General features: G+C 73.0%; 22 protein-coding genes and 1 pseudogene. 10 read left to right on the top strand and 13 right to left on the bottom strand.

Going from position 1 to position 25,522, the window contains the following annotated elements:
* The first annotated feature begins 39 nt into the window (after nt 1-39).
* From WMF46_RS18760 to WMF46_RS18770, 3 genes are all read left to right on the top strand, one after another.
* Nucleotides 40-657, top strand: coding sequence for a DUF47 domain-containing protein (locus WMF46_RS18760; RefSeq protein WP_437986863.1), 618 nt, complete (start codon nt 40-42; stop codon nt 655-657).
* Complete coding sequence (locus tag WMF46_RS18765) at nt 654-1,661, top strand: anion permease (RefSeq protein WP_437986864.1); 1,008 nt, start codon at nt 654-656, stop codon at nt 1,659-1,661. Before WMF46_RS18760 ends, WMF46_RS18765 begins: the two co-directional genes overlap by 4 nt.
* Before the next feature lie 133 nt (nt 1,662-1,794).
* Nucleotides 1,795-2,673 (top strand): NmrA family NAD(P)-binding protein, encoded by an 879-nt coding sequence (locus tag WMF46_RS18770; protein ID WP_437978495.1) that lies wholly within the window; start codon nt 1,795-1,797, stop codon nt 2,671-2,673.
* 83 nt (nt 2,674-2,756) lie between these two features.
* Here WMF46_RS18770 and WMF46_RS18775 read toward each other — a convergent pair whose 3' ends face one another.
* Both WMF46_RS18775 and WMF46_RS18780 read right to left on the bottom strand, forming a co-directional pair.
* The gene (locus WMF46_RS18775) at nt 2,757-3,956 is read right to left on the bottom strand and encodes a 6-phosphofructokinase (protein WP_437986865.1); all 1,200 of its coding nucleotides are present in this window, start codon (nt 3,954-3,956) and stop codon (nt 2,757-2,759) included.
* Nucleotides 3,957-4,123: 167 nt separating this feature from the next.
* Entirely contained in the window at nt 4,124-6,865 is a 2,742-nt protein-coding gene (locus WMF46_RS18780; protein WP_437986866.1) for a phosphoenolpyruvate carboxylase, read from the bottom strand.
* A gap of 208 nt (nt 6,866-7,073) precedes the next feature.
* Here WMF46_RS18780 and WMF46_RS18785 point away from each other — a divergent pair.
* Nucleotides 7,074-7,955, top strand: a pseudogene (locus WMF46_RS18785) (serine/threonine-protein kinase); the annotation flags it as partial.
* A gap of 662 nt (nt 7,956-8,617) precedes the next feature.
* Nucleotides 8,618-9,526, top strand: coding sequence for a LysR family transcriptional regulator (locus WMF46_RS18790; protein ID WP_437986867.1), 909 nt, complete (start codon nt 8,618-8,620; stop codon nt 9,524-9,526).
* Between the two features lie 6 nt (nt 9,527-9,532).
* On the opposite strand, the gene dut is transcribed toward WMF46_RS18790, so the two are convergent.
* On the bottom strand, nt 9,533-9,988 hold the full coding sequence (gene dut / locus WMF46_RS18795) for a dUTP diphosphatase (RefSeq protein WP_437718384.1): 456 nt from the start codon (nt 9,986-9,988) through the stop codon (nt 9,533-9,535).
* A gap of 18 nt (nt 9,989-10,006) precedes the next feature.
* The gene (locus WMF46_RS18800) at nt 10,007-11,386 is read right to left on the bottom strand and encodes a M50 family metallopeptidase (RefSeq protein WP_437986868.1); all 1,380 of its coding nucleotides are present in this window, start codon (nt 11,384-11,386) and stop codon (nt 10,007-10,009) included.
* Between the two features lie 172 nt (nt 11,387-11,558).
* On the opposite strand from WMF46_RS18800, the gene WMF46_RS18805 reads away from it, so the two are divergent.
* Nucleotides 11,559-12,410: an SGNH/GDSL hydrolase family protein gene (locus tag WMF46_RS18805; protein WP_437986869.1), complete on the top strand. Its 852-nt coding sequence runs from the start codon at nt 11,559-11,561 to the stop codon at nt 12,408-12,410.
* Nucleotides 12,411-12,433: 23 nt separating this feature from the next.
* On the opposite strand, the gene WMF46_RS18810 is transcribed toward WMF46_RS18805, so the two are convergent.
* From WMF46_RS18810 to WMF46_RS18830, 5 genes are all read right to left on the bottom strand, one after another.
* Nucleotides 12,434-13,183 carry a lysophospholipid acyltransferase family protein gene (locus WMF46_RS18810; RefSeq protein ID WP_437986870.1) on the bottom strand — a complete coding sequence of 250 codons (750 nt, stop codon included), beginning with the start codon at nt 13,181-13,183 and terminating at the stop codon, nt 12,434-12,436.
* Nucleotides 13,184-13,371: 188 nt separating this feature from the next.
* Nucleotides 13,372-13,803, bottom strand: coding sequence for a secondary thiamine-phosphate synthase enzyme YjbQ (locus WMF46_RS18815; RefSeq protein WP_437986871.1), 432 nt, complete (start codon nt 13,801-13,803; stop codon nt 13,372-13,374).
* Nucleotides 13,804-13,812: 9 nt separating this feature from the next.
* Entirely contained in the window at nt 13,813-14,715 is a 903-nt protein-coding gene (locus tag WMF46_RS18820; protein WP_437986872.1) for an HvfC/BufC family peptide modification chaperone, read from the bottom strand.
* On the bottom strand, nt 14,699-15,556 hold the full coding sequence (gene bufB / locus WMF46_RS18825; protein WP_437909842.1) for an MNIO family bufferin maturase: 858 nt from the start codon (nt 15,554-15,556) through the stop codon (nt 14,699-14,701). The genes WMF46_RS18820 and bufB overlap by 17 nt, the downstream gene beginning before the upstream one ends.
* A 147-nt stretch (nt 15,557-15,703) precedes the next feature.
* Nucleotides 15,704-15,988 carry a hypothetical protein gene (locus WMF46_RS18830; RefSeq protein ID WP_437986873.1) on the bottom strand — a complete coding sequence of 95 codons (285 nt, stop codon included), beginning with the start codon at nt 15,986-15,988 and terminating at the stop codon, nt 15,704-15,706.
* Between the two features lie 408 nt (nt 15,989-16,396).
* On the opposite strand from WMF46_RS18830, the gene WMF46_RS18835 reads away from it, so the two are divergent.
* The 3 genes from WMF46_RS18835 to WMF46_RS18845 all read left to right on the top strand — a co-directional run bounded on the left by WMF46_RS18835 (nt 16,397) and on the right by WMF46_RS18845 (nt 18,990).
* Nucleotides 16,397-17,386 carry a hypothetical protein gene (locus WMF46_RS18835; RefSeq protein WP_437986874.1) on the top strand — a complete coding sequence of 330 codons (990 nt, stop codon included), beginning with the start codon at nt 16,397-16,399 and terminating at the stop codon, nt 17,384-17,386.
* Nucleotides 17,367-18,419, top strand: a complete 1,053-nt coding sequence (locus tag WMF46_RS18840; RefSeq protein ID WP_437986875.1) for a hypothetical protein — start codon at nt 17,367-17,369, stop codon at nt 18,417-18,419. The genes WMF46_RS18835 and WMF46_RS18840 overlap by 20 nt, the downstream gene beginning before the upstream one ends.
* A 94-nt stretch (nt 18,420-18,513) precedes the next feature.
* On the top strand, nt 18,514-18,990 hold the full coding sequence (locus tag WMF46_RS18845) for an SRPBCC family protein (protein ID WP_437986876.1): 477 nt from the start codon (nt 18,514-18,516) through the stop codon (nt 18,988-18,990).
* A gap of 68 nt (nt 18,991-19,058) precedes the next feature.
* On the opposite strand, the gene WMF46_RS18850 is transcribed toward WMF46_RS18845, so the two are convergent.
* The 4 genes from WMF46_RS18850 to WMF46_RS18865 form a co-directional block, all read right to left on the bottom strand.
* Complete coding sequence (locus tag WMF46_RS18850) at nt 19,059-21,548, bottom strand: efflux RND transporter permease subunit (protein WP_437986877.1); 2,490 nt, start codon at nt 21,546-21,548, stop codon at nt 19,059-19,061.
* 874 nt (nt 21,549-22,422) lie between these two features.
* Nucleotides 22,423-23,130, bottom strand: coding sequence for a hypothetical protein (locus WMF46_RS18855; protein ID WP_437986878.1), 708 nt, complete (start codon nt 23,128-23,130; stop codon nt 22,423-22,425).
* 32 nt (nt 23,131-23,162) lie between these two features.
* The gene (locus tag WMF46_RS18860; protein ID WP_437282361.1) at nt 23,163-23,588 is read right to left on the bottom strand and encodes an EVE domain-containing protein; all 426 of its coding nucleotides are present in this window, start codon (nt 23,586-23,588) and stop codon (nt 23,163-23,165) included.
* Between the two features lie 105 nt (nt 23,589-23,693).
* Nucleotides 23,694-24,230 (bottom strand): L,D-transpeptidase family protein, encoded by a 537-nt coding sequence (locus WMF46_RS18865; protein WP_437553637.1) that lies wholly within the window; start codon nt 24,228-24,230, stop codon nt 23,694-23,696.
* Nucleotides 24,231-24,347: 117 nt separating this feature from the next.
* Here WMF46_RS18865 and WMF46_RS18870 point away from each other — a divergent pair, with 117 nt between their 5' ends.
* Nucleotides 24,348-25,394, top strand: a complete 1,047-nt coding sequence (locus WMF46_RS18870) for an RNA polymerase sigma factor (RefSeq protein WP_437986879.1) — start codon at nt 24,348-24,350, stop codon at nt 25,392-25,394.
* Nucleotides 25,395-25,522 lie beyond the last annotated feature (128 nt).

The following is a 25,522-nucleotide window of genomic DNA, read 5'->3' on the forward strand; positions in this document are numbered from 1 at the left end:
GTTGACGTGATGCGGGGAGACGGGTAAACGCCCGGCCCCATGGGATTGACCCGTGACGCAGTCTTCTTCGACGCGCTGGCCAACCATGCGCGAAAGAGCGTCGCAGCGAGCGAGCTCCTCCTGGAGATGCTCGACCGGCTCGACGAAGCCCCGGCCCTGGTGCAGCGGATCTCCGACCTCGAGGACGAGGCCGACAATATCACCCACGAGTGCCTGGCCGCCCTCCACCAGACGTGGATCACGCCGCTCGATCGCGAGGAGATCCACGCGCTCATCACCCGCCTCGACGATGTGCTCGACTGCATCGAGGCGGCGAGCGTGAGGCTCGTGCTCTTCGAGATCACGAGCGCCCTGCCGGACGCGCGGCTGCTCGCGCAGGACGTCGTCGACGCGTGCACCGTCATGAGCTCCGCCATCCAGTCGCTCAGGGACCTGAAGAAACAGCCGGAGCTCCTCGGGCTCTGCGTCGAGATCAACAAGATCGAGAACGCGGCGGATGCGCACTACCGCAACGGGTTGGCGGCGCTCTTCAAGAAGGGCAACGACCCGCTCCTCGTGATGAAGTGGCGTGACATCTATGACCTCTTGGAGCACGCGACCGACCGCTGCGAGGACGTCGCGAACATCATCGAGGGCATCGTGCTCGAGCACGCATGACGACCTACATCCTCGCCATCCTCATCATCGCGCTGGTGTTTGATTACATCAACGGCTTTCACGACGCCGCGAACTCGATCGCCACGGTCGTCTCGACGCGCGTCCTGTCGCCGCGCACCGCGGTGCTCTGGGCGGCCACCTTCAATTTCATCGCGTTCGCGCTGTTCGAGCCCACGGTGGCGCGGAACATCGCGAAGGGCGTCGAGCCGGGGTTCATCACGCCGAACGTCATCCTGGGCGGCCTGCTCGGCGCGATCATCTGGAACCTGCTCACGTGGTGGTGGGGGCTGCCGTCCTCGTCGTCGCACGCGCTCATGGGCGCGTTCGCCGGGGCCGCGGTGAAGAGCGCGGGGCGGCTGTCGGTGCTCGACGCGACGGTCTTCGGCAAGACGGCGGCGTTCATCCTGGTGTCGCCCTTGCTCGGCGCGGTCATCGGGTTCTCGCTCATGCACGCCATCCGGTGGCTCGCGCGGGGCTGGACGCCCAAGAAGGTGAGCACCCGGTTCCGGCGGCTGCAGCTGCTCTCCGCGGCCGCCTACTCGCTCGGGCACGGCGGCAACGACGCCCAGAAGACGATGGGCATCATCACGGCGCTCCTCATCTCCGCGGGACTCCAAAAGGGCGGCAAGGATCCGGAGCCGATGCTCTGGGTCGTGCTCGTCTGCCACGCGGCGATGGGCCTCGGCACGCTCTCCGGCGGCTGGCGCATCGTGAAGACCATGGGGATGAAGATCACGAAGCTGAAGCCGGTGGGCGGCTTCGCGGCCGAGACGGCCGGCGCGGCGACGCTGTTCAGCGCCACGGCGCTCGGCATCCCCGTGAGCACGACCCACACGATCACGGGCGCGATCGTCGGCGTCGGCGCCACGAGCGGGCGCCTCTCCGCGGTCCGCTGGGGCGTCGCCGGGCGCATCGTCTGGGCCTGGATCTTCACGATCCCCGCCTCGGCCGTCCTCGCCGCGATCGCCTACACCATCGCGAACGTCATCAGCGGCCAGCCCTGAGCGCGCAGGCGAGCGCGGCGCCGCGCCGCGTGACGCCACGCAGGCGAGCAGGCGCCTCGCTCGCGCGCCGGCGGCGCTCGCGCGGCCTGCCCTGGGACTTACGAAGCGCGCCGCCGATCTCCATAGCGCGACCATGCGGGCGCTCGTGACGGGGGCGACGGTGGCGCCGGGAGGGGCGGTCGCGCGGGCCCTGCTCGCCCGCGGGCACCGCGTGCGGGCGTTCTCCGCCAGGCCTGGCGATCCGACCGCGGCGCGGCTCATCGAGCTCGGCGTCGAGGTCGTCCAGGGCAGCGCCGACGAGCCCCGCTCGATCGCGCGCGCGGCGGCCGGCGTCGACGCGGTCTTCGCCATGGGCTCGCCGATCGAGGGCGGGCTCGCGGCCGTCGAGGCGGAGCTGCGGCTCGGCCTCGCCGCCGCCGAGGGCGCGAGGGCCGCGGGCGGCGCGCACCTCGTCTACACCTCGGTCGCGAGCGCCGACCGGGGCACGGGCGTCCCCCATTTCGAGAGCAAGGCGACCGTCGAGCGGCACATCACAGCGCTCGGCGTGCCTTGCACGATCCTCGCCCCGGTGTGCCTGATGGAGAGCCTGCTCACGCCCGCGGCGCGCCTCGGCCTCCGGCGCGGCGTGTACGCCGCCCCGCTCCCGGCGGGCTGCCCGCTGCAGCAGATCGCGGCCGACGACGTGGGGCGGTTCGCGGCGCTCGTGCTCGAGCGCCAGCGCGACTTCCTCGGGCACCGGATCGAGCTCGCGTCCGACGAGCTCACCGGCGCCGAGGCCGTGTCGGCGCTTTCCCGCGTGGCCGGCCGCGAGATCCGCTACGCCGAGGTGCCGCTCGCCGAGGTGCGCGCGCGCAGCGAGGACCTCGCGGCCATGTTCCGCTGGCTCACGCGCGAAGGTCACGGCGTGGACCTCGGGGCGCTCCGCGCCGCCTACCCGGAGGTCGGGTGGCGGCGCTTCGAGGACTGGGCGCGCGAGCACCTCGCGGGCGCGCTGACCCGAGCGGTCGCGTGAGCCTGCGAGGGCGTCGCGTCGATCCGGCGCGCCATCCACGCGGCCCGCGCGCCGGGCTCACCCGGCCCGCGCGGGCGCGGCGCTCATCCGACGTGCGACGGCGCGCGGCTCGGTCGGGCCGCCCCGAGGCTGATGAAGTGGTCGAGGATCCAGGTCTTGAAGCGGTTCAGGTCGAGCCGCTCGAGCAGCGGCAGGAACGCCCGCTCCACGCCGTCCTCGCGGCGTATCGAGGCGAAGTCGAGCACGCCGACGTCGTTCGCGGCGAGCACGTACGGCATCACCTCGGTGCGCCCCTCGTCGAAGGCCGCGAGCAGCAGCGACCCCTTGAGGAAGGCGGCCGAGACGTCGAGGAAGGCGGGGCGGATGCCGCGGATATACCGGCTGAACGGCTCCGCGATCACGCGCTTGTCCGGCGAGTCGCGGAGCCCCGCGCCCTCGAGCTGCTTCTTCAGGAACTCGCTCGCCGACATGCCGGGGTGCTCCTTGCGGCGGCGCTCGGCCTCGTAGCCCTCGGCCACGACCACGAGCGCGTAGTCGGCGCGCTTGAGGCCGTCGGCGAGCTCGCTCAGCACGTCCTGCGGGAAGCGGAAGAAGGGGAGCACGATGAGGTGCGCCCGGGCAGCCACCGCGCAGTGCAGCGCGTGCCGCCCGCTGCGATTGCCCATCATCTCGAGGATGTAGATGCGCTTGTGCGTATAAGCGTCCTCGTAGAGCCCGCGCGCGATGGTCGCGCCCGTCTCCACGCCGGACAGGAAGCCGATCGCGCGATCGCCCTCGAGATCGTTGTCGATGGAGACGTTCACGAAGCCGGCCTGCGGGCGCACCTCGAACTCGTCGAGCCACGCCTTGATACCCTCGAACGTGCCGTTGCCGCCGACGCAGATGAGGTGCGTGAACCCCTGCGCCTTGAAGGTCGCGGCGGCCTGCTTGCGCTTCTCGCGATCGAGGAAGCCGGAGTAGCGCTCGCTGCGGAAATCGCTGCCCGCGTCGAGCACGCGCCGCCCCATCGAGCGCGCCGGGATGCCCTGCGCGAGCAGATCGTAGCGCTGGCGGCGGCTCATGATGAGGCGCTCGAACTGGGGCTGGGCGCGCGCGTCCGCGGTCAGCGAGCGGAAGCCCTCGGTCGCGGCCCACACCTCGTAGCCTCGCCGCGCCGCCTCCTCGGTCAGCGCGACGGCGACCGAGGAGTAGCCAGGGGCGTTGCCGCCGTCGAAGACGAGCAGCAGGCGCTTGTCCGATGCCGGGAGGGTGTCGGGACGTCCGAACTCGACGATGCTGGTCATGGCGCCGGCCTTCTACCACGCGACGACGAGGTTGGCTGAGCGATTGTCACGCGTTCGCGCTCGTTGTTTGACGACGCCGGGCGTTGGACGACAGCGCCGCGCGGCGTCGAGCGAGCACGCCGCGCCGCGCGGCGTCGAGCGAGCGCGCGGCGCCGAGGGCGCGCCGTTCACCCCGTGTTGCGCATGCCGGCGGCGATGCCGTTCAGCGTGAGGAGGAGCGAGCGATCGCGCCCCGAGTCCCCGCCGCGGCTCGCCCGCAGGAGCTCGACTTGCAGGAATGAAAGGGGGTCGACGTAAGGATTGCGCAGCGAGATGGACCGCTGGAGCGTCGGGTTGCCCTCGAGCAGCCGCCGGTTGCCCGTGAGCCGCTTGAGCCACGACCGCGTCCGCTTGTATTCCGCGATGATCCGCGGCGCGACCGCCTTGCGCGCGGCGGCCGGCGCGAGCTCCGCGTAGCCCGCGAAGATCGTCATGTCGGCCTTCGCGAGCACCATCTCGACGTTGTCGATGACCGCCCGGAAGAACGGCCACGACGCCATCATCTCCTTCAGCAGCTCCGCGCCCTCGGGGCGCTGGCCCATCGCCTCCAGGCCGCTGCCGACGCCGTACCACCCCGGGAGGATGGCCCGGTTCTGGGTCCACGCGAAGACCCACGGGATCGCGCGCAGCGACTCCAGGCCGCCCGCGCGCCGCTTGCTCGGGCGCGAGCCGAGCGGCAGGCGCGCGATCTCGTCGATCGGGGTCACGGCCGTGAAGAACTCCACGAACTTGGGCTCCTCCCAGACGAGCGCGCGGTAGGCGCGCCGGCCCGTCTCGGCGAGCTCGTCGAACGCCGCGGCGAAGCGCAGCTCGGACGCGGCGGGCGGCCGCGGCTGCGCGCCCAGCGTGTGCAGGAGCACGCCGCTCAGCATGATCTCCAGCGTGCGCATCGCGAGCTCGGGGCGCGCGTACTTGTGGTCGAGCGCCTCTCCCTGCTCGGTCGCCTTGTAGCGGCCGCCGACGCTGCCGGCCGGCAGGGCGAGCAGCGCCTGGTGCGCCGGTCCGCCGCCGCGCGCCACCGACTCGCCGCGGCCGTGGAAGACGCGGAGCGGCAGCTCCGCCTCCGCGGCGATCTTCGGCAGCGTCTCCTGCACGCGCCGGAGCGCCGCGCTCGCCGCGAGCAGGCCGACCTCCTTGCCGGAGTCGCTGTAGCCGATCATCACCTCCTGCACGCCGCGGGCGAGGACGTGCGGGCGATACTCCGGGTGCGCGAGCAGCGCGCGCAGGATCCTCGCGCTGTCGTTCAGCGCGCCGAGCGACTCGAACAGCGGGACGACGTCGATCCGCGCGCACGAGCGCGCCTCGTCCCACAGCCCGGCGGCCTTCGCGCTCGCGAGCGCGGCGAGCACGTCGTGCTCGCTCTGGGTCATCGACAGGATGAGGGTGCGGCAGGACGACTCGCCGCCGTCGCGCTGCGCCGCGGCGATGCGCTGGAGCGCCTCGAACACGCGGCGCGCCTCGGGCGTCATCTGCGCCGGCTCGACGCGGCCCTCCGCGAGGCAGGCGGCCGCGGCGCGCGCGTCCTCGGCCGGCGCGCGCATCTCGAGCTCCGCGAGCGCGAACCCGAGCGCGCGCACCTGCGAGAGCAGCGCGCGGGCGCGCCGCTCGCCGGAGCTCGCGCAGCGCGCGGCGCGCAGGCTGTCGGCGACGACCGCGAGATCGCGCTCGAGCTCCGCGGGCTCGCGGTAGGGGATCGCGAGCGTCGGCTCCTCGGGGCGCACGAAGGCGCGCCCCTCGCGCGTGGGGCCCTGCCCGGAGCGCGCGCGCGCCTCCGCGCGGCCGTTCTCCGCGTGCTCGAGCGTCGCGGTGAGGCGCGCCTCGATGAAGTGCAGCTTGCGGCGCCACGGCTCGCCCTCGGTGCGTGGGCCGAAGTGCGCGGACACCTCGGGCATCGCCGCGGCGTCCTCCTCGATCGAGGCGAGCAGCCAGGGCGGCGGCGTGACGTGCCGGACCGACTGCGACAGCGCGCCGCCGAGGTCGCGCGCCGCCCGGATGAGCCGGCGCAGCCCGCGGATGCGGTAGGCGAACAGCGCGTCCTCGAGCACGGCGGGCACGACGAACGGGTTGCCGTCCATGTCGGCGCCGACCCACGAGTGGATCCGGAGCGGCACGATCTCGGCGTCCAGCGGCTCGCCGTACGCGGCCTCGAACGCGCGCCCGATCGCCGCGGGCAGATCGGGGAGTAGATCCCAGAGGATCTCCTCGATGTACCAGGCGACGTTCTTCACCTCGTCGCCGACGGTGGGGCGATCGCGGCGCACCTCGTCGGTCTGCCAGAGCGCGGTGATCTCCTCGCGGATCTCGGCGAGCTTGCTCGCCGACTCGTCGGGCGTCAGCTGGCAGCGATCGTGCTCCTCGAGGTTCTTCGCGATGCGGTAGAGCTTCTCGAGCACCGTGCGCCGCGCCGCCTCGGTCGGGTGCGCGGTGAAGGTGAGCGTGACGTCGAGCGTCCTGAGCGCGGCCCGCACGCGCTCCGCGGGCACGCCGGCCTTCTTGAGCGTGTGCATCGCGGCCTCGAGCGAGCCGCGCTGCGGCCGCGCGCCGGGATCCGTCGCGTACGCGCGCGCGCGGCGGATGCGGTGGTGCTGCTCCGCGAGGTTGACGAGCCGGAAGTAGACGGTGAACGCGCGGATCACGGGCTCGAGGCGATCGTGCGGCAGCTCCGCGAGCAGCTTGCTGAGCTCCGCGGCCGCGTGCACGCGGCCGTCGCTGGGGCCGCGCCGCCGGCGGATGGCGAGCGTGCGGATGCGCTCCTCGATGGCGAAGAGCTCTTCTCCCTCCTGCTCGATCAACACTTCCCCGAGCAGGCGTCCAAGCAGGCGAACTTCTTTTCGAAGAGGTCGATCGACCTCGCGGCGACGCGGCGGCATGGGCGCCAGCCTAGCGCGATGCGGCGTAAAACGGACCACCGAGTGTGGCCTGGGCGGATGGTCGGTGGGGCCGCGGGTGAGGTGGCGCCGGGGCGGGTGGCGCGCCACGGGACCTGGGCGGGTGGGCGGGGGTGCGAGCACGGTCCGTGCATCACCCCTTCATCCGCGCCCTTCCGAAGCCTCGTCGAGCTCGTGTACCCTCGGGCGGATGGCCGATGATGTGTTCGGGATCGTCGGCACGACCCAGGGGGCGTTCAAGGTAGAGCGGGTCGTCGCCGAGGGGGGGTTCGGCGTCGTCTATCGGGCGTACCACGAGGCTTTTCGAGCGCCGGTCGCGCTGAAGTGCCTCAAGGTCCCGGCGACGCTGCCCGAGCAGCTGCGCGTGCAGTTTCTTGAAAAATTTCGCGAGGAGGCGGAACTTTTGTTCCGCCTGTCGGCCGCGATCCCTGCCGTCGTCAGGCCGCTGCACCACGACGTGATCTCGGCCGCGACCGGCGCGTTCGTGCCGTTCATCGCGCTGGAGTGGCTCGAGGGCCGCACGCTCGCGAGCCACATCGCCTCCCGCGCCGCGATGGGAGCGCCGCTGCTCGCGCCGGGGGAGGTGATCCGGCTGCTCGCGCCGGTCGCGCGCGCGCTCGAGGCGGCGCACCACTTCCCCGGGCCGAGCGGCCCCACGTGCGTGGTGCACCGCGATCTCAAGCCGGCGAACATCTTCCTCGCCCAGATCCACGGCGCGGAGGTCGTCAAGATCCTCGACTTCGGCATCGCCCGCGCCCGCGACGCCGCGACGGTCATGGCCGGCCAGACCGCCACCACGTCGGGCGGCCTCTCGACGGCGTTCACGCCCGCCTACGGGGCGCCCGAGCAGTGGGCGCCGAAGCGCTTCGGCAAGACGGGCCCCTGGACCGACGTCTGGGGGCTCGCCGTGACCGTCGTCGAGGCGCTCGCCGGTCGCGAGATCATCGGCGGGGATCACGTGGCGATGATGGGCACGGTGCTCGACGAGAAGCGCCGCCCCACGCCGAGGAGCGAGGGCATCTTCGTGCCCGACGCGCTGGAGGCCGCCTTCCGGCGGGCGCTGGCCGTGGATCCGCGCGAGCGCTTCCGGGACATCGGGGCGTTCTGGGACGAGGTCGAGCAGGCGCTCGGGCTGCCGCGGAGCGCTCCGCCGATCGCGGTGCCCAGCCGGAGCCACGCGCCGGCCGCCGCCCGCAGCCGCTCCTCGGTGTTGCCCGCGTCGCCCTCGTCGCCGGGATCGACGCGGTCGCAGGATCTCCTCCAGGGCACCGCCCTCGCGGCGCCGGCCGCGTTCGCGGAGGCGACGGCCCGGGAGCTCCACCTGCCGGAGCGCGGCGGCGGCCGCTTGCCGCCGCACAGCCTCCCCACCGAGCCGGTCGTGCCGCTCGCGCTCGACTGGTCTCCTCCCGCGCCCGCGCCCTTCGCGCGGCCGTCCTATGCGCCGTCGAGGATGCCGCCCCCGATGATGGAGCGCGCGCCCGCGCGCCCCAGCCTGAGCACCGGGGAGCTCATGGCGATGTTCGCGTTGCCGGTGCGGCTCGCCGGCGCGGGCGTCGTCATCACCCTCCTCGATCTCGCGGCCGCCTCGCTGCTCTTCGGCGGCCAGCGCATCGGCGTGGGCCCCATCGGCGGCGTGGGCCCGATCGGGCTCTTCCACGTCGCGGTGGGCCTCGTGGTCCTGGGCATCGGGATCGCGGTGTTCCGGCTGTTCTCGTCGGACCGCTAGCGCAGCCCATGCCCGCGAAGCCGCAGGACCTGGGTGACACGCGGTGGGATGACGTCCGCGTCTTCCTCGCCGTCCATCGGCACGGGAGCCTGGGCCAGGCCGGGGCGCGCCTCGGCCTCGACACGTCCACCGTCAGCCGCCGCTTGACGGCGCTCGAGGCGTCGCTCGGCGCGCGCCTCTTCGACCGCACCCGCGACGGCCTCGTCCCCACCCGCGTCGCCGAGCTCGTCCTGCCCGCCGCCGAGGCGATGGAGGCCGCGCACCGGCGCCTCGCGCGCGACGCCTCGGGCGCCGAGGCCGACGCCGAGGGCGTCGTCCGCCTGAGCGTCGCGCCGGGCTTCGCCGACTCGTTCGTGGTCCGGAGGCTCCCGCGCCTCCGCGCCCGCCACCCCAAGATCCGCGTCGAGCTTGACGCGTCCGTCCGCGTGCTCGATCTCACCCGGCACGAGGCGGACCTCGCCCTCCGCTCGATCCGGCCGGAGGGCGCCGATCTCGTCGTGACGAAGCTCGCGTCGGCCCGCTGGGTCGCCGCCGCCTCGGAGCAGCTCGTGAAGGACGCCGGGCCCGTCGAGGCGTGGGACGCCGTGCCGTGGATCGCCTGGGATCGCGACCTCACCAGCTTCCCGGCGGCGCGCTGGCTCGCGCGCCACGTCCCCGGCGCGGAGATCGCCCTGCGGACGAGCTTCTTCGTCTCGCAGCTCACGGCGGCGGAGATCGGGCTCGGCGCCGTGCTGGTCCCCGAGCCGTACCTGGAGGTGCATGCCCTCGTGCCGCTGAGGTTCGCGAGCGCGCTCGAGCCGAGCGCGGCGGAGTGGCCCACGGACGATCTCTGGCTCGTCGGCCACCGCGCCCTGCGCGACGTCCCCCGCGTCGCTGCGGTGTGGAGCTTCCTTATCGACGAGCTCAGGTCGCCGTAAGCGCTGTCACTCCTCGCGCCGCACGCCGGTCGATCCGTAGCCGCCCGCGCCGCGCGCCGTCGGCGCGAGCGCGGGGACCAGGACCACGTCGGCGAGGGCGACCGGGCAGATCACGAGCTGGGCGATCCGATCGCCTCGATGCACCGTGAACGGCGCTGCGCCGAGGTTGATCAGCACGACCTTGATCTCCCCGCGGTAGTCCGGATCGATCGTCCCGGGGCTGTTCAGCACGGTGACGCCGTGGTGCAGCGCGAGCCCCGAGCGCGGCCGCACCTGCCCCTCATGGCCGTCGGGGAGGGCGACCGCGTAGCCCGTGGGCACGAGCTTCCGCTCCCCGGGCGCGAGCGTCACCGGCGCCTCGATGGCCGCGCAGAGATCGAGCCCGACGGCTCCCTCGGACTGGTAGGCGGGGGGAGGGACCTCGATCGGCCCCACGCGAAGGAAAGGCACCTGGATGCGCACGCGGCGCAGCCTAGCCGGTCACGGGCGCGGCAGCACCGCCTCGAGCGCCGAGCCCCGGAGCGCCTCGAGCGCCGAGTCCGACCACGCCCGCGCCCGATCCGAGAACCCGGCCTCCACCGCGCGCCGGAGCAGCTCGAGCGCCCCCTCGAGGTTCCCGTCCTTGGCGCTCGCGCGCGCCGCGTCGTACGCGTCCTGGCCGAGGCCCACGCGGCGGAAGATCGCCTCGTAGAGCCGCGCCGACCAGTCGAACGCGCCGCGCTCGAACGCGATCTCCGCCATCCTCCGCGCGTCGTCCTCCGAGAGCTGCTCCACGATGTCCAGCGCCACGGCCGCGGCCCGCGCCACTTCGCCCTGCTCCACGAGCACCCGGATCAGCGGGCCCGCGACCTCCTTCCGGTCGTCGCCGGCCTCCCGGGCCGCCTCGAGCGCCTTCCGCGCTTGCTTCAGCTCCCCGAGCGCGAGGTGCACCGCCCCGACCAGCGCCGGGTCCGGCTCGCCCTGCTTGCGCGCCTGCGCGAGCGCTTCCCCTGCGCGCTTCGCGTCGCCGAGGAGCAGTTGCGACCAGCCGATGAGCTCGTGCGCCTCCCGGATCGCGCGCTTCGGCGGCGCCGGCGACTGCGCGAGCACCTCCGCCGAGAGCGCCATCGCCTCGCCCGTCCGCTCGTCCTCCACGGCCCGGCGCGCACGCTGGAGCAGGACGGCCGTCTCTGGCGGCATCGGCTCCTCCTGAAACTCCGCTCGCCGGCGGTTCATGGAGGGCGACGGTGCCGCCGGCTCGCTGCGGAACCGCTGCAGGCTCTGGAACGCGGACATGACGAGGATGAAGGAGAAGAAGAAGAACCCCGCCCTCAGGAAGAAGATGGCGAGGAGCACGGCCATGATGCCCGAGATGGCCGCCGTCAGCCGGGCCCGCTTCGGGCCGAGCGCGTGCTCGAGGACGTGGCCGCCGTCGAACGGGAGCACGGGGATCAGGTTGAGGACGCCCCACCACACGTTGACCTTGATGAGCATCTCCATCCCGCTCAGCACCAGGGTCGGGAGGGCGTAGAGCGCCGGCACATAGCTGAGCACGAGGTGAAGGACCCCGGCGACGAGGAAGCCGGCGAAGGGGCCTGCCAGGCTGATCAGCACGTGCTGGAGCCGCCCGAGGGGCAGGAGCGAGCGCCAGGTCGTGGTCCCGCCCATGAAGTGGAGCGTGATCTCCGGCTCGATCCGGTACCGCTTGATGGCGAGCGCGTGGCCGAACTCGTGCATCAGGACCGACAGGAAGACCACGAGGATCCAGACGAGGAACAGCTGGTACTGCTGACTGGCCAGGATCCCGTACCCGAGCAGGGCGGCGGAGAGCCAGAACCCGAGCTGGACGTCGACCGAGACTCCAAACAGACGGAAGCTCATGCGCATGTAATAAGCCGTGCGGGCCGTTCGCTCAATGATTGCCGTGCGGACGCGGCCGGCCGTAGAGTGCGCGGCATTGCGTGCGGCCAGGCAGGAGCGCGGCGCGCGCGGAGCGCCAGAGGACGCGCCGCGCCCCTCCTTCCAGGCCGCGCGCGCGGCGTCGGGAGCGAGCATGGGCAGGGAGATCTGGGTCAGGAGATGGGCGCTCGCCGGGGTCGCCGCGGCGGGCATGGCGTGCGGCGCCGCACCGGCGCCTCCGCCATCCCCCGAGGCCGCGCCGGCGCCTGCGGCGCCGCCCGAGGCCTCCGCGCCGGCCGCCGCCCGCCCGCCCGGGGCCTCCGCGCCGGCCGAGGCCGCTGCCGCGCCGACGGCCGCCGCGCCGCCCGCGTTCGAGGTTCCGCCCAACACGGCGGTCCTCCACGTCGGCGACTCGTTCGCGGTGGCGGGCTTCGCGCAGGCGCTCCGCCCGCGGATGCAGGAGCACCGCGTGCGCTACGCGGTGAAGGCCGAGACCAGCTCGTACACGGTGACGTGGGCTTCCAGGATGGAGCTCCTGGTCGCGAACTACCAGCCGGACCTCGTGATCATCAGCCTGGGCGCCAACGAGGTGGAGAACGTCAACCCGCCGGCCCACGCCGGCGCGATCCGCCGCATCGTCAAGGCGATCGGCGGTCGCCCGTGCGTGTGGGTGTCGCCGCCGCTCTGGCGCAAGGACACCGGCATCATCGATGTGATCCGGACGAACTCGGCCCCGTGCCGCTTCTTCGACTCCGACGCGCTGGTGCCGGGCCCCCTCCCGCGCCAGAAGGACAAGATCCACCCGAACGAGGTGGGCGGCGCGCGCTGGGCCGAGGCCTTCTGGAGCTGGCTCACGGCGGAGCACCTTCCGGCCGGCGAGGCGGCACCGGCGCGCAGCCCCTGGGCGCTCCGGCCGTCTCCGCCGGAGGAGCACCGCTCCCAGGCGGAGGCCCCGGAGAGCGCGGCCCAGCGAGGCGAGCAGGCGTCCGAGCGGCGGGCGGAGTGATTCCGAGCTGACCGGCCGGCGCCCTACGCCGCCGACGTCGCCACGCCCGCGCCGCGGTGGATCAGCCCGGGATCGTGGCCGAGCGCCCCTGCGATCGCCGCCCTCACGTCGCGCATCAGCCGGTTGCGACCCCCGGCGCCGTAGGGTGCAGGATCGATCGGCGGCATGATCGTGACCACCACCCGGTGGTGCTCCTGCACAACGAAATCCTTGGCCCGGAGCACGTGCCGCGTGCCGTCGATCGCCACCGGGAGGATGGGCGTGTTCGTCTCGATCGCCATCCGGAAGCCGCCGCTCTTGAACGGGAGGAGCGCGCCGGTCTTGCTCCGCGTCCCCTCCGGCGCGATCCAGACCCGGGTCCCGTCCTGCAGCATGGACGCGCCGACCTGCAGGCTCGCGCTGGCCTGGACATGATCGCCCCGGTTGATCCGGATGAACCCGGCCGCCTTCATCGCCTGGCCGAAGATCGGCACGTTGAACAGCTCCTTCTTGGCGATCATCCGGAGCCGCCCGGGGATCGCGCGGAACACCACCGGGATGTCGAAGAGGCTCTGGTGGTTCGACATCACGACGAACGGCCGCGCGCCCGAGGCGTGCTCGCGCCCGCGCACCACCAGATCCACGTCCGCGTCCTCGAGCACCTTGCGCGCCCACCAGTCCAGCCGCTCATCGCAGCGCTCGAGGGTCACACGCCCGATCATCGCGTCCACCACGGTCGGAAAGCAGATCCGGGCAGTGTCGAAGATTCCCATGAACGTCGTCTGAAGGCTCATCGCTCTCTTCCCGCTGATTCCGCTGAAAGGTGAGGGGATCGCGTGGCGCGCTGGCGACCGGGCAGGCCCTGCCTTACGCGGCGGGCAAGCAACCCCCGAGGGGCGCCGAGCTCATCCAGTGCTCATGCAGCGCTCATCCAGCACTCGTCCACTGCTCGTCCGTACGCGAACGCCGCAAAGTATACCACTCAACCCCCGGCTGTGGTGCCGGTCACGGTCACTACCACGCGGCGCGCGTGGGGAGAACTACGGTGCTCCCAGACATACAGGGCTTGCCAGGTCCCGAGCGCGAGGCGGCCGCCGGAGATCGGGATCACCTCGCTCGAGCGGGTGATGGCGCTCCTGAGGTGGCCCGGCATGTCGTCGGGGCCCTCGTCGTCGTGCTCGTACTCGCGGCCCTCCGGGGCGAGGCGGGACATCCAGCGCTCCAGGTCGCGGAGGACGGCCGGATCGGCGTTTTCCTGGACGATGAGGCTCGCGGACGTGTGCTGCAGGAACACGGCGCAGAGCCCGACGTCGACGCCCGCGTCGGCGACGACGCGCGCGACCTCGCGCGTGATATCGACGAAACCCCGGCCGTTCGTGCGGATCTCGAGCGTGCGCTGGACGATGGTGGTCACCGCGCCATCTTAGCCGCCTTCAGCGCGGGCGCCCGGCACGACGTCGACGATGAGCCCCCAGCTCGTCCATCGCTGGAACCACACGCCGACGCGCTCGGCCAGCGCCGCGCCCGCCCCCTCTCCGGCGCCCGTCGCCTCGCTGGAGGCCTCCGCTCCGTGGGCTCCGGCCGCCACCTCCTCGCACGCCGGGACGAGCGGTACGCCCCGCCCGAGCGCCTCGAGGAGGGCGAACGCCGGCGGCTCGAGCTCCTCGAAGCGGATCGTGAGATCCGCGCCGCGGAACACGGCGAGGTGGACCGGGCGGGGCGCGGGCAGCGCGGGCGACCGGCCCTGCTTGAGCTCGCTCCGGAGGACGTGCGCCGGGTGGCCGAGCCGCACCAGCGCGAGCAGCGGGTGAAGGACGATCGTGGCGGTGGACCAGCCGTCCGCCGGCATGCCCGTCACCTTCGCCGGATCGAGCGGAGGGGGCGAGGCGCCGTCGAACAGATCGACGAGGGCGTGCTCGTACCGCGCCACGTCGCGCGCGAGATCCCGCAGGGCAGGGGGGAACCCCTCGTGGGCGCTCGCGAAATCGGCGACGTATCGCCCGAGGTCGCGCAGCGTGAAGCTCGCGGGCGGGTGCGCCGCGAGGTAGGCCCTCGCGAACGCGTCGAAGCCGTCGTCGCCGAGGACGTGCGCCAGCGCGGGGTAGTCCTCGCGGAGCGCGTCCCTGTGCCGCAGCCAGAATTGCCGCCGGTAGATGTCGGCCTGCTCGGCGGGCGCGAGCCGCTCGCTCCCGGCGACGTGCTCGCGGCACAGGCCGGCGAGCTCGGTGTCGTCCGGGAGCGGCGCGCCCGCCGTGAACATGCGGGTGAGCTGGCGCATCAGGGCGGCGAGGCCGGCCGGGGGCGCGGGGTCAGGCGGCGCGCGCACGCGCCACCTCCTGCCGGATCGCCCGCGCCTTCTCCGCCTCGGCGGCGAGGACATCGAACGAGGGGATGTCGTCGTCCCACTCGATCAGCGTCGAGACGTCGCCGGCGCGGGCGACCGCGCGCCGGTAGAGCGCCCACACGGCGTCGACCACGTGATCGCTGTGGGTGTCGAGGATGTACGCGCCCTGGTGCGTGTGGCCGGCGAGGTGGAACTGCACGATCCGGTGGTGCGGCACGCCGTCGATGTAGGCCTCCGGATCGAAGCCGTGGTTGTACGAGGAGACGTAGACGTTGTTGACGTCGAGCAGGATGCCGCAGTCGGCCTCCTCTGCGATCGCCGAGAGGAACTCCCACTCGCTCATCCGGCTGGCCGTGAAGGTCAGGTAGCTCGACACGTTCTCGAGCGCGAGCCGGACCTCGAGGAAGTCCTGCACCACCCGCGCCCGCGCCGCGACGTGCCGCACGGCCTCTTCGGTGTACGGCAAGGGGAGCAGGTCGTGCAGGTTGATCCCGTGCGCGCCCGTCCAGCACAGGTGATCGCTCACCCAGGGCGAGCCCACCCTGGCCAGCAGCGCCTTCAGCCGGCGCAGGTAGTCGAAATCGAGCGGATCCGTGCTGCCGATCGACAGCGAGACGCCGTGCTGGACGAGGCGGTAGCTCGAGAGGACGCGCTCGAGGTTGGCGATCGGCATGCCGCCGTCGACCATGAAGTTCTCGCTGATGATCTCGAACCAGTCGACCCGGGGCCGGTGCTCGAAGATGTGCCGGTAGTGCGGGATGCGCAGCCCGACGCCGACGCCGAGGTCGGGGAGTCCCAGCCGCATCCGTTCGAGGTTCACCATGGTTCACCGCGAGCCTTGCTCAGGGGTGGAGGGGTGCGCCGCGGCGCCTCACGATCCAGCGGATCCGCGTGGCATGGCCAGACGGCCCAGCGGATCTGGCGGATCCGCATGGATCCGCCGGATTCCGCCGGGCCGGGCGCGCCGAACCTACGACGAGCAGTCGGCCGGCTTGCAGCCGCCCTTGCCCTTGCACTCGTTCTGGCCGGCGCACGCGTGGCTGTCGCTCTTGCAGCCGCCCTTGCCCTTGCACTCGTTCTTGCCGGCACAGCACGCCTTCGCGGCGTTCTCCGGCGCAGCGGCCGGAGGCGCGTCGGCCGCGGGGGCGGCGCCCGTCTCGGGCGCGGGCGGAGGCGACGAGGCGCAGCCCGCGAGGCCCGCCACCATGCCCGACACCGCCGTCAACGCCAACGTCTTGCCCATGTCGATCGTCATCTGATCCTCCACGCTCGTTTCGTCGCGATCACCGAGCCCACCGCGCGCCTCGCCCGAATGGCGCGCCCGCACGCTGGAGCCCGTCGGGTCTCGCCGGCCTCTCGACCGCGCTGAGCCCATCGGCTACGCGTCACTACGCCCGGCCGGTTCCACGGTTTCACTTCGGACGCGTTGATTCTTCATTCAACTCCCCGTAAGTGAGCGGGGTTGACCTCCACGCCCACGCGAGCCCCCCCTGCGCGCACGGCGTCCGGCGGCGTAGCCTCTGCGGCTGGGGCGCGCGGCCAGCGTGCAGCGTTCCATGCACGACGTAACTCGCTTCGGACGGTACGCGCAAGACAAAGCGTCCAGCGCGGCGCGCCGGCGCCGTGGCGCGTCCTCGTCCACCCGCGTCGCGGGGCGCTCCCCGTGCTCGCGGCGCTCTCGCTGGGGGCGTCCGGCTGCGGGGGGGCTCCGCGCGCGGCGGGCAGCGCGGCGGGTGATGCGGCCGCCGGGCGCGAGATCCCGGTCGAGGCGATCGCCGCCGAGCTCGAGGTGATGAGCGGCGCGGTCCTCGAAGGGCGGGAAGCGACGTTCCGGGACATCCTGGCCGACGCGATCGCGAAGGACGCGTACCTGTGCCAGCCGGCTCCGCGCCGCGTTTTTTCCGGGGCGCGCGGCGACGTGCCGGAGGGGGAGCGGCGGATCGCCGGGGTGATGCCGCACTACGGCCTCTTTTTCGGCCCGATGAGCTACCTCGTGCGGCGGCGCGGCGGCGCCTGGGAGGTCGACGTGCGCATCGCGGTCGACCCGCCGGAGGGCGCGGGCTGGATCGAGCTGCCGGACTGCGGGCTCTCCGCCCGGCTCGGGGGCGCGATCGCGTGCCGCGGGACGCCGTACGCGCGCTCGGGATCGACGGACGCGTGCCCGGGCTCCGGCGTGTTCACGGCGAGGGCGACGCCGGCCGCGATCCGCGCGCTGCTCGCGCGCTGGTCGGACGAGGCCGAGGGGTACTGGAACCGCGATGCGCGCGCCTTCGGGCTGCCGGTGCGCTACGACTTCGACTTCGTGCTGGCGGACGAGGCGCGCGCGCGGGCGCTCCGGGTCGACCTCGCGGTGCCGCTCTCGCCGACGTGCGGCAGGACGCCGTACTTCAGCGCGATGCGGGCCGGCTGGTCGCTGCCCGTGCTCGCCCACGAGGTGGGGCACGTGCTCGGGCTGCTCGACGAGTACGAGGCGCTCTCCGGGATCATCCGCTGCTATCCGAAGACGCCGTTCCCGGGCGCCGAGATCAGCCGGATGGGGCTGTCGATGAAGGAGGAGACGCGGCTCCTGCCGATCCATCACTACCTCGTGCTCCGCCGCTTCTTCTGCCGCGAGCCCGCGTCCATCGACCCGTATGCCGGCGCGATCCGCTGACCCGACGCCGGCGCGATCCGCCGAGCGCTCCACGCGGCCCCGCGCCTGCCGCCGCCTCGCTGCCGCGGCGCTCGCGTGCGCGGCGCTCGCGGGCTGCCGCTCGGAGCCAGAGCGCGGCGCGGCGGACGCGGGGCCGAGCGGGGTGGACGCGGGGCCGAGCGGGGTGGACGCGGGGCCGAGCGCGGCGGACGCCGGGGCCGGGGCGCCGGACGTGGCGCCGCCGCTCGTGGGGGCGCCTCCGGGGCCGAGGGCGCTCGCGCCGCCGGTGGAGCCGCGCTGTCCGCCGGAGATGGTGCGGGTCGCGCGCCGGTTCTGCGTCGATCGCTACGAGGCGGTGCTGCTCGACAAGGAGACGGGGCTCGAGATCTCGGCGTTCTATCCTCCGTCGCGCCAGGCGGCCGCGTCCGTCGAGCGCGTGTGGTCCAAGATGCGGCTACAGCTCGGGGACGACGAAGCGCGCCGCATGGAGCTGCCGCTCCTGCCCGGCTGGCAGAAGCAGCGGGAGTTCGAGCCGCGCGCGGTGTCGCGCAGGGGCGTGCTCCCGCAGGGCTACACGACCGGCGCGCAGGCGGAGCTCGCGTGCCGGAACGCGGGCAAGCGGCTCTGCTCGCTCGACGAGTGGCGGACGGCGTGCCGCGGCGAGCGGGACGAGCAGTTCCCCTACGGGCCGACCTACGCGGACGGGCGGTGCAACGTGTTCCGCGAGCATCACCCGGCCGGCGTGCTCCACCGCGACGTGACGCTCGGGCACAGCGACCCTCGGCTCAACCTGGTGCGCGTCGCCGGGGCGCCGCTCTTGCGGCGAACGGGCGAGACCGCGACGTGCGCGAGCGCGTGGGAGGACGACGCGATCGCCGACATGGTGGGCAACCTGGACGAGTGGATCGACGATCCGGAGGGGACGTTCGTCGGCGGGTTCTACGCGCGCGCGACCCGGGAGGGGTGCATGGCGCGCGTCGCGTCGCACGACTTCACGTATTTCGACTACTCGACAGGCGTCCGCTGCTGCTCGGATCTGCGCACGGCCCCGTGAGGGCGCGCTCGAGGCGACACGCGACGCTCTGGTAGCATCGCCCGCTGCGCGGAGGTCTGCACGCGCCCGTGCGACGTCGCGAGGAGGTACACCCATGCTCGACGCCCGATACCACGTCTACGATTCAGCTGTGCTGGACGCCCCCATCGAAGAGGCGTGGAGAGAGCTCCGCGATATCGTCAAGCTCCTGCCGATCGTCTTCGGTGACGCCGTCAAGGACTACCGTTACGTGGACGGCGGCTCGGCGGAGAAGATCCCGTCGCGCTTCGAGTTCACGCTCCACCCGTCGGGAGACAAGGCCCTGGAGGAGGTGGTCGCGCGATCCGAGGCCGAGCACTCCGTCACGTACCGGCTGCTCGGGCAGGTCCTGGGCATCGAGGGGTACCTCGCGACGTACCGGCTCCGCCGCGTCACGACCGAGCCGGGCAAGACGTTCCTCGAGTGGCCCCGCGAGTTCGGCGTGGCGGCGGGCCACGATCCGGCGACGGTCGTCCCGTCGATCGCGGCCCTCACCACGAAGGAGATCGTCACCATCAAGGAGTACTTCGCGAAGCGCCGCCGCTCCACGTGACGCGCGTCGGCTCGCTCCACGCGCGCCGCGGCCGGGGTCCGCGACGGATCGAGCCCGTCGGGACGCCCTCAGGTCGTGGGGCGGCCGACCGCGAGGAAGGCCTCCTCGCCCTTCGGGCGCCGCCGGTCGCGCCAGACGAGCGCCGCGGGCAAGACCAGCACGGCCGCGAAGAGGCACGCGAGCTCGCCGATGACCGCGGCGACGCCCAGGCTCCGCACCGCGTAGTTCTGCGAGCGCACCAGGGCGAGGTAGCCCAGCGTCGTCGTGAGGCTGCAGAGGATCACGGCGCCGCCCGTCTCGCGCACCGCGGTCAGCGCGCCGCCGGCGCCCTCCCGCGCGTACCGCTGCACGATGTTCACGGCGTAGTCGACGCCGATGCCGAACGTCAGCGGCAAGGCGATGAAGTTCAGGAAGTTGAGCTTCACGTTCATCAGCACGAGCAGCCCCGCCATCCACGAGACGCCGACGAGCAGCGCGCCGAGCACCGCGAACGCCGGCCGGCCGCCGCGGAAGGCGACGAGCACGACGAGGACCGTCGCGCCCAGCGAGAAGAGCACAGCCGGCGGCACGTCGTCGATGACCGCCGCCCACATGTCCGCGTAGATGACCGCGCGCCCCGAGCCGCGCACGACGCTGCCGTCGGGGAGCCGCGTCTCGCGGTACGCGTCCGCCCACCGGAAGAGGTAGTGCGCGTCGTGCACGCTCTCGGGCGTGATCGGGCTGATGTACACGATGCGCCCGCGCGTCCCGTCGGTCTCGGTGAAGGCGCGCGCCACGCCCGCCGGCAGATCGTCGATCCCGAACGGCGCGAGATCGTCCGGCGGGATGACCGCCTGGATGCGGCGCCAGTCCTCGTCGCCCACGAGGCCGCGCTTCCGCGCCCTGAGGACGCGATCCTTGATCTCCTGGAGCAGCGGGAGCTTCACCTCCTGATCCCGCGGGACCAGATCCTGGAGCGCGTAGATCTCCTTGAACGGCTTCTCTCCCTCGGGCGCCGCGTCGCGCCTCGCGTAGAGCGCGGCGCGGAGCGGAGCGACCTGCTCGGGCCGGTCCACGAGGATCGCCATGCCGTCGGTGCCGACGTAGCCGGTGATCTCCTCCGCGAGCGAGCTCAGGCGGATCTGCGCCGCGCGGGCCCCCTCGTCGTTGCGGAGGTTCTGGAGGTTGTACTCCATCGGATCGGCGCGCACGTAGCTCACCGTGGCGACGAGGCCAGCCGCAGCCAGGGCGAGGCCCGCGAGCGTGAGCGTGACGGGGCTCCGCGACGCGAGCCGCGCGAACGGCGCGCCGAACGCGACGCCGCCCTGGGCGCGCCGCCGCAGCCTGCCGAGGAGGCCCGGCCACTCCTGCTCGAGGGGGACGAGCCGGTCCATCACCGCGAGGATGCTCGGGAGCGCGACGAACGTGGCGACCCAGCAGAGCACCATGCCGGCGCTGCCGATGAGGCCGAAGTCGTGGAACCCGCGGAACTCGGTGACGAGCAGCGAGCCGTAGGCGGCCGCGGCCGCGCAGCCGGCGGTGAGCGTGGGCAGCCAGGTCTCGCGGTGGGCGACGCGCACGCCCTCGAGCAGGCTCGCGCCGCCGCGGCGCGCCTCGAGGTAGCGCGCCATGTAGATGATCCCGAAGTTGATCCCGTTGCCGGCGACGATCGAGAAGAGGAACCCGGTGGCCATGTTGAGGTGGCCGAGCGCGAGCTGGGTGGCGCCGAACGTCCAGGCGACGCCGATGCCGATCGTGATCAGCATGGCGACGAGCGTGCGCAGGCGCAGGTAGTAGAGGAACACGACAGCGGCGATGAGCACGGCGCCCGAGACGCCGACGTCGGTCAGATCCTCGTTGATCGCCGCGTACTCGGCGATGCCGGTCTGGAGATCGCCGGCGAGGCCGTAGGTGATCCCGGGCTCGAACGAGGCGGGGCGCACGCGCTCGACGACCTCGCTCACGCGCCGGATCGCCTCGGAGCCGGCGGCGAAATCGCTGGCCATCACCTTCGAGCGGATGGCGACGACGACGGTCTTGCCGTCCTTCGACTGGTAGTAGCCGTCGGGGTAGCGCCCCGTGTCGACCCCCTGGAGGCCGAGGCTCTGCTCGATCGAGCTGGCGCTCACCTCGGGTGGCGGCTCGTCGTCGTCGAGCAGCGCGCCCGTCGCCTTGTTGACCTCGTAAGCGTAGCGCGCCTCGATGTCGTCCCTGAGCTTGGTGAGCCTGTCGCGGTCGACGTAGAGCCCGGCGCGCGGCGAGAGGAAGCGGTAGGCCTCGTGCACCCCGTCCTCGACGCTGCCGACCCACGGGGGGCCGATCTTCTCGATCTCCGGGACGAGCGCGTCCGCGGCCCGCTGGAGCGCGGCGGTGGGCGTGCCCTCGCCGCCCTGGAGCACGACGAAGAGCGTGGAGACGCCGGCCGTCTTGGCCGCGACCCGGTCGAGCTCCTGCACGCTGGGCCGCGACGCCGGCAGCAGCGACTCGAACCCGGTCAGCACATGGAGCCGCGTCGCCAGGAAGAGGGCGATGACGGTGAGGATCCCGGTCGCGAGCAGCGGCAGCGCCGGCCGCTTCACCTGGAGCTCGGCGAGGCGCGACGCGAGCCCGCCGCCGCGCGACGAGGGCGGCGCGAGGCGGGGAGAGGGCTCGCGGGGAGCTTCACCGGAGCTTTCATGTGAATCAGGGGAATCAGGGGAAGGATACGGGCGGGGCGCCGGAGGCGTTGGCATGGGCGGAGCGGACATGAGACGGTGTGTGGATCCGGGGCGGAAAGGGACGTTGGAAGGACGGTGGAAGCGCCGGGGTGAAAGCGCCGGTGGACCACGTTCTAGGGAACGGGATCCCGGGAGAACAGCGGTCGTGTGCGGCGCGGCGACGGCGCGCCGCCGAGGTCCAGGCGGCCGCGGAGGCGCGCCGGGCCCGCGGGCGCTCCCACGGCCCCGCTGACCATGATGCGGTGTTCGGGATGCGCAACGACGATCTCGTGCGCCGCCTGATCGGTCACGAGATCGCCCGCATCGCGGGGCGAGAAAGCGGCACTCCAGGGAGCTCGTGGCCGGCTCTCGACGTCATGGCCTCAAGGATGGGCGCCCGGCGTGTCTCCCGTGTCGAGTCCGCTCCCTTACGACGCCTCTCCCGGGGGCATCGCGCGATCGGAGGGGGCCTGTGAAGCCTTGCTCGCGTCGCGCACGGGCCAAGGCAGCTAGGGTGTAGCCGGCGGCCAGGCCCGCCGACCGATCGCCTCATGAGGCATAGGAACAGGCCCTAGTTCGCGTGCCACAAATCCCGCCAGGGATCTGTCTCGCAAACGAAGAGAGATTTGACGCAAAGACGCCAAGAGCGCAAAGACGCGAAAATACAAAAATCTGTTCTTTTTTGCGGCTTTGCGTCTTTGCGGCTTTGCGTTGAAATCTCTCTCCGGATCCCGGGCCGGACCTCTGGCGGGCGGAACTAGGGGCCCGGCGGGGTCGTGCCGGCATCCGCGGCGCCCGTGCGGCGAGGCTTCGCGACGCCGCTTGCGCCCCCATCGCGGGGCGCGCCGGCGTCCACCGGCCTGGTGCCCGCGTCCACCGGCGTGGCGCCCGCGTCCACCGGCGCGGCGCCCGCGTCCGGCGGCGGCTGGTCGGGCGCAGCGGGGGGCGCGGGCAGCGGGGGCGCGGGCGGGAGCTCGCTCTCCCAGCACTCCGACTTCGGGGGCGCCGCGAAGTGGACCGTGCGCGAGGCGGCGTCGCCCTTCCGGGTGACGAGCTTGTCGGTCTTGTACACGGTCGCGTTGCCGCACGCGTACTCCGCGGCGTCCTTCGACTCGCGCGCCACAACGCGCGTCCGGGGCGCGCGCTGGTTCTCGCACTGGGCCCACTCGATCTCGTACTCGGCGTCCTGATCGGAGAGGAGGATGCGGCTCGGCGGATCGTCCTTGGACCGGCGCCCGGTGAGCGTCGTCCGGGTGATCGGCTCCTTGCCCTCGCGCACCGTCAGCGTGACCGGGAAGCGAAGGCTCCCGCGCATGTGCGCGCGCGTCGCGCCGATCTCGAAATCGGGGCAGATCGGCTCCCCGTCGATCGGGGACGGCGTGGGCGGGCCGCCGCACGCGGCGCTGGCGAGGAGGCTGCCGAGGAAGAAGACGGCGAGGGGTCGGGCTCCGGGGCGGAGGTTCACGACGGGATTAGTCGTTTCCCCGGGTCCGCGCGTCAAGCGATCTTGGTCTTGCCCAGCTTCAGCACCCGATCGAAGTGCTCCTTCGAGACGGGCACCACGCTGAGCCGCGACCGCTTCAAGAGCGAGATCTCCGCCAGCGACTCGTCGCCGCGGATCGTGTCGAGGCTCACCTGCACCTTGAACGGCGCGACCGGCTCGATGTCCACCACGCTCCAGTCCTCGTCGGCGTCGGCCGTCGGATCCGGGTACGCTTCGCGCTTGACGCGCGCCACGCCCGCGACCGCCTTGCCCTCGCTCGAGTGATAGAAGAGCACGAGATCCCCCTGCTTCATGGCCCGCATGTTGTTGCGGGCCTCGAAGTTCCGGACGCCGTCCCACATCGTCTGGCCGTCGCGCACGAGCTGCGCGAACGAATATTTCTGTGGCTCGCTCTTCATCAGCCAGTAACGGCGAGACATGCACGATCTCCAGGGCAGGCGCGAGGGCGGCGCCGGCCTCGCCGTCGCGCTCTCATCCTCGACGGACAGCCCGTCGATTTGACCGGCTACCCTAGCACCGCCCGTTCAGTCGGTGATCACGATCTTGGCGCCGTCCGGCGTTCGACGCGCGATCTCGTCAATCTCGTCGTCGTCGAGGGCGATGCAGCCGAGCGTCCAGTCGCTCTCCTTGTGCACGCCGGCGAGCTGCGCGCTGCCGACGCCGTGGATGCCGATGCTGTGCCCGACGCCGCGGCCCGGCGGGACCTCGCCGCGCCGCTTGAGCTCGGCGAAGCGCGCGCGGTCTTCCTCGTTCGGGTAGCTGACGATCAGGAACCGATGGAACAGGCCGTTGATGCGGCCCGAGACGCGGTACGTGCCGACGGGGGTGCGCCTGTCGCCCTCGTAGCGCTTCGGCCCCGGTCCGCCCGGCCCGAGGGCGACCCGGTAGGACCGGACGATCTTGCCTCCCGCGACGAGATCGAGCGTGTGCTCGCTCTTGTCGATCCGGATCTCGGTGACCGGCGGAGCACCGCCCCGGGCGGCGGTCAGGGAGGGGACCGTGTGGGTGAGGGAAGCGGCGAGCAACGCCGCGGCGAGGACGAGAGGGGGCCTGAGGAGCATGCCCGACCGTCGGCGCGGCGCTGCAGAGTGTGACGCCCGGCCGGGGCCTGCAGTATTCTCGATCGGGCGCGTCACACTCCGCGGCCGCGGCGCGATGCAGGGTCGATGAGCACGCCGATGACCACCGAGGACCGCACCCCCGCGACGAACCCCCTGGCAGAGTCAGGGCTCCGCCGAGCCCTCGAGGATTTCGTGCGGCGGCGCGTCCCGAGCGGCGAGGTCGACGACGTGGTGCAGACCGTCCTCTGCGACGCGCTCGCGTCGCCGGGGCGCCCGGCCGACCCGACGGAGCTCCGGCGCTGGCTCCTCGGGATCGCGCGCCACAAGGTGGCCGACCACCACCGGCGCTCGGCGCGGGAGGCCGCGACGGAGCTGCCCGACCTGCCGGTCGGACCGCCGCCCGTCGAGGCGCGCGAGCTGGCGCGCTGGGCCGAAGAGCAGGCCTCCGCGAGCCGCGACGCCCGGCAGACGCTGTCGTGGATGGCCCGGGAAGGGGAAGGCGAGAAGCTCGAGAGCATCGCCGCCGAGGAGCAGGTGCCCGCCGCCCGGGTGCGGCAGCGCGTGTCGCGGATGCGGCGATGGATGCGGGAGCGCTGGATGGCCGAGCTCGCCGCGGTCGCGGCGCTGGCCATCCTCGCGATCATCGTCGCCCGGCTCCTGAGGTCGACGAGCGACGCGCCGGTGATCGCGCCCCTGCCCGAGCCGCAGCCGAGCGCGCCGCCCGACGGACCTTCGCCGCCCATCGCGCCGCCCTCGCCGCTCGACGCGCTGGAGCGCGCGCGGTCGCTGCGGGCCGAGGCGCTGCGCGCCTGCGACGAGGCGGCCTTCCGCCGGTGCCTGGACCAGCTCGACGAGGCGGATCGGCTCGACCCGGCGGGCCGCGACGCGCCGGAGGTCGCCGCGGCGCGCGAGCGCGCGCTCGAGGCGCTCCGCACGCCGACGGAGAAGGCCCCGGCGCCCGTCAACGAGAAGCTCGACAAGAAGGACGAGAGCAACTCTCGCCCCGCGCCGAAGCCTCGCCCGAAGGTGGCGCCGCCGCCCGCACAGAAGCCCACCTCGTCGGTGCCCGCGGAGCAGATGCTCAAGGAACAGATGCTCAAGTCGAGGAAAGCAGCGCCGAAATCGAAGGCCGACGAGATGAATTTCCCGTCGGGGAAACTCTAGCTGCTCGCGCCGAGGGGCGAACGACGCGCCGAGATCGAGCCGAACTCGACGGCTCGCCGTCGCCTCCGGAGCGGGGGGTCCGACGCGCTGCCGAGGGGGAGCGGCGCGCGCCGCCGTACGAATCCATC

This window comes from Sorangium sp. So ce117 (genome assembly GCF_051524395.1).
Taxonomy (GTDB): domain Bacteria; phylum Myxococcota_A; class Polyangia; order Polyangiales; family Polyangiaceae; genus Sorangium; species Sorangium cellulosum_B.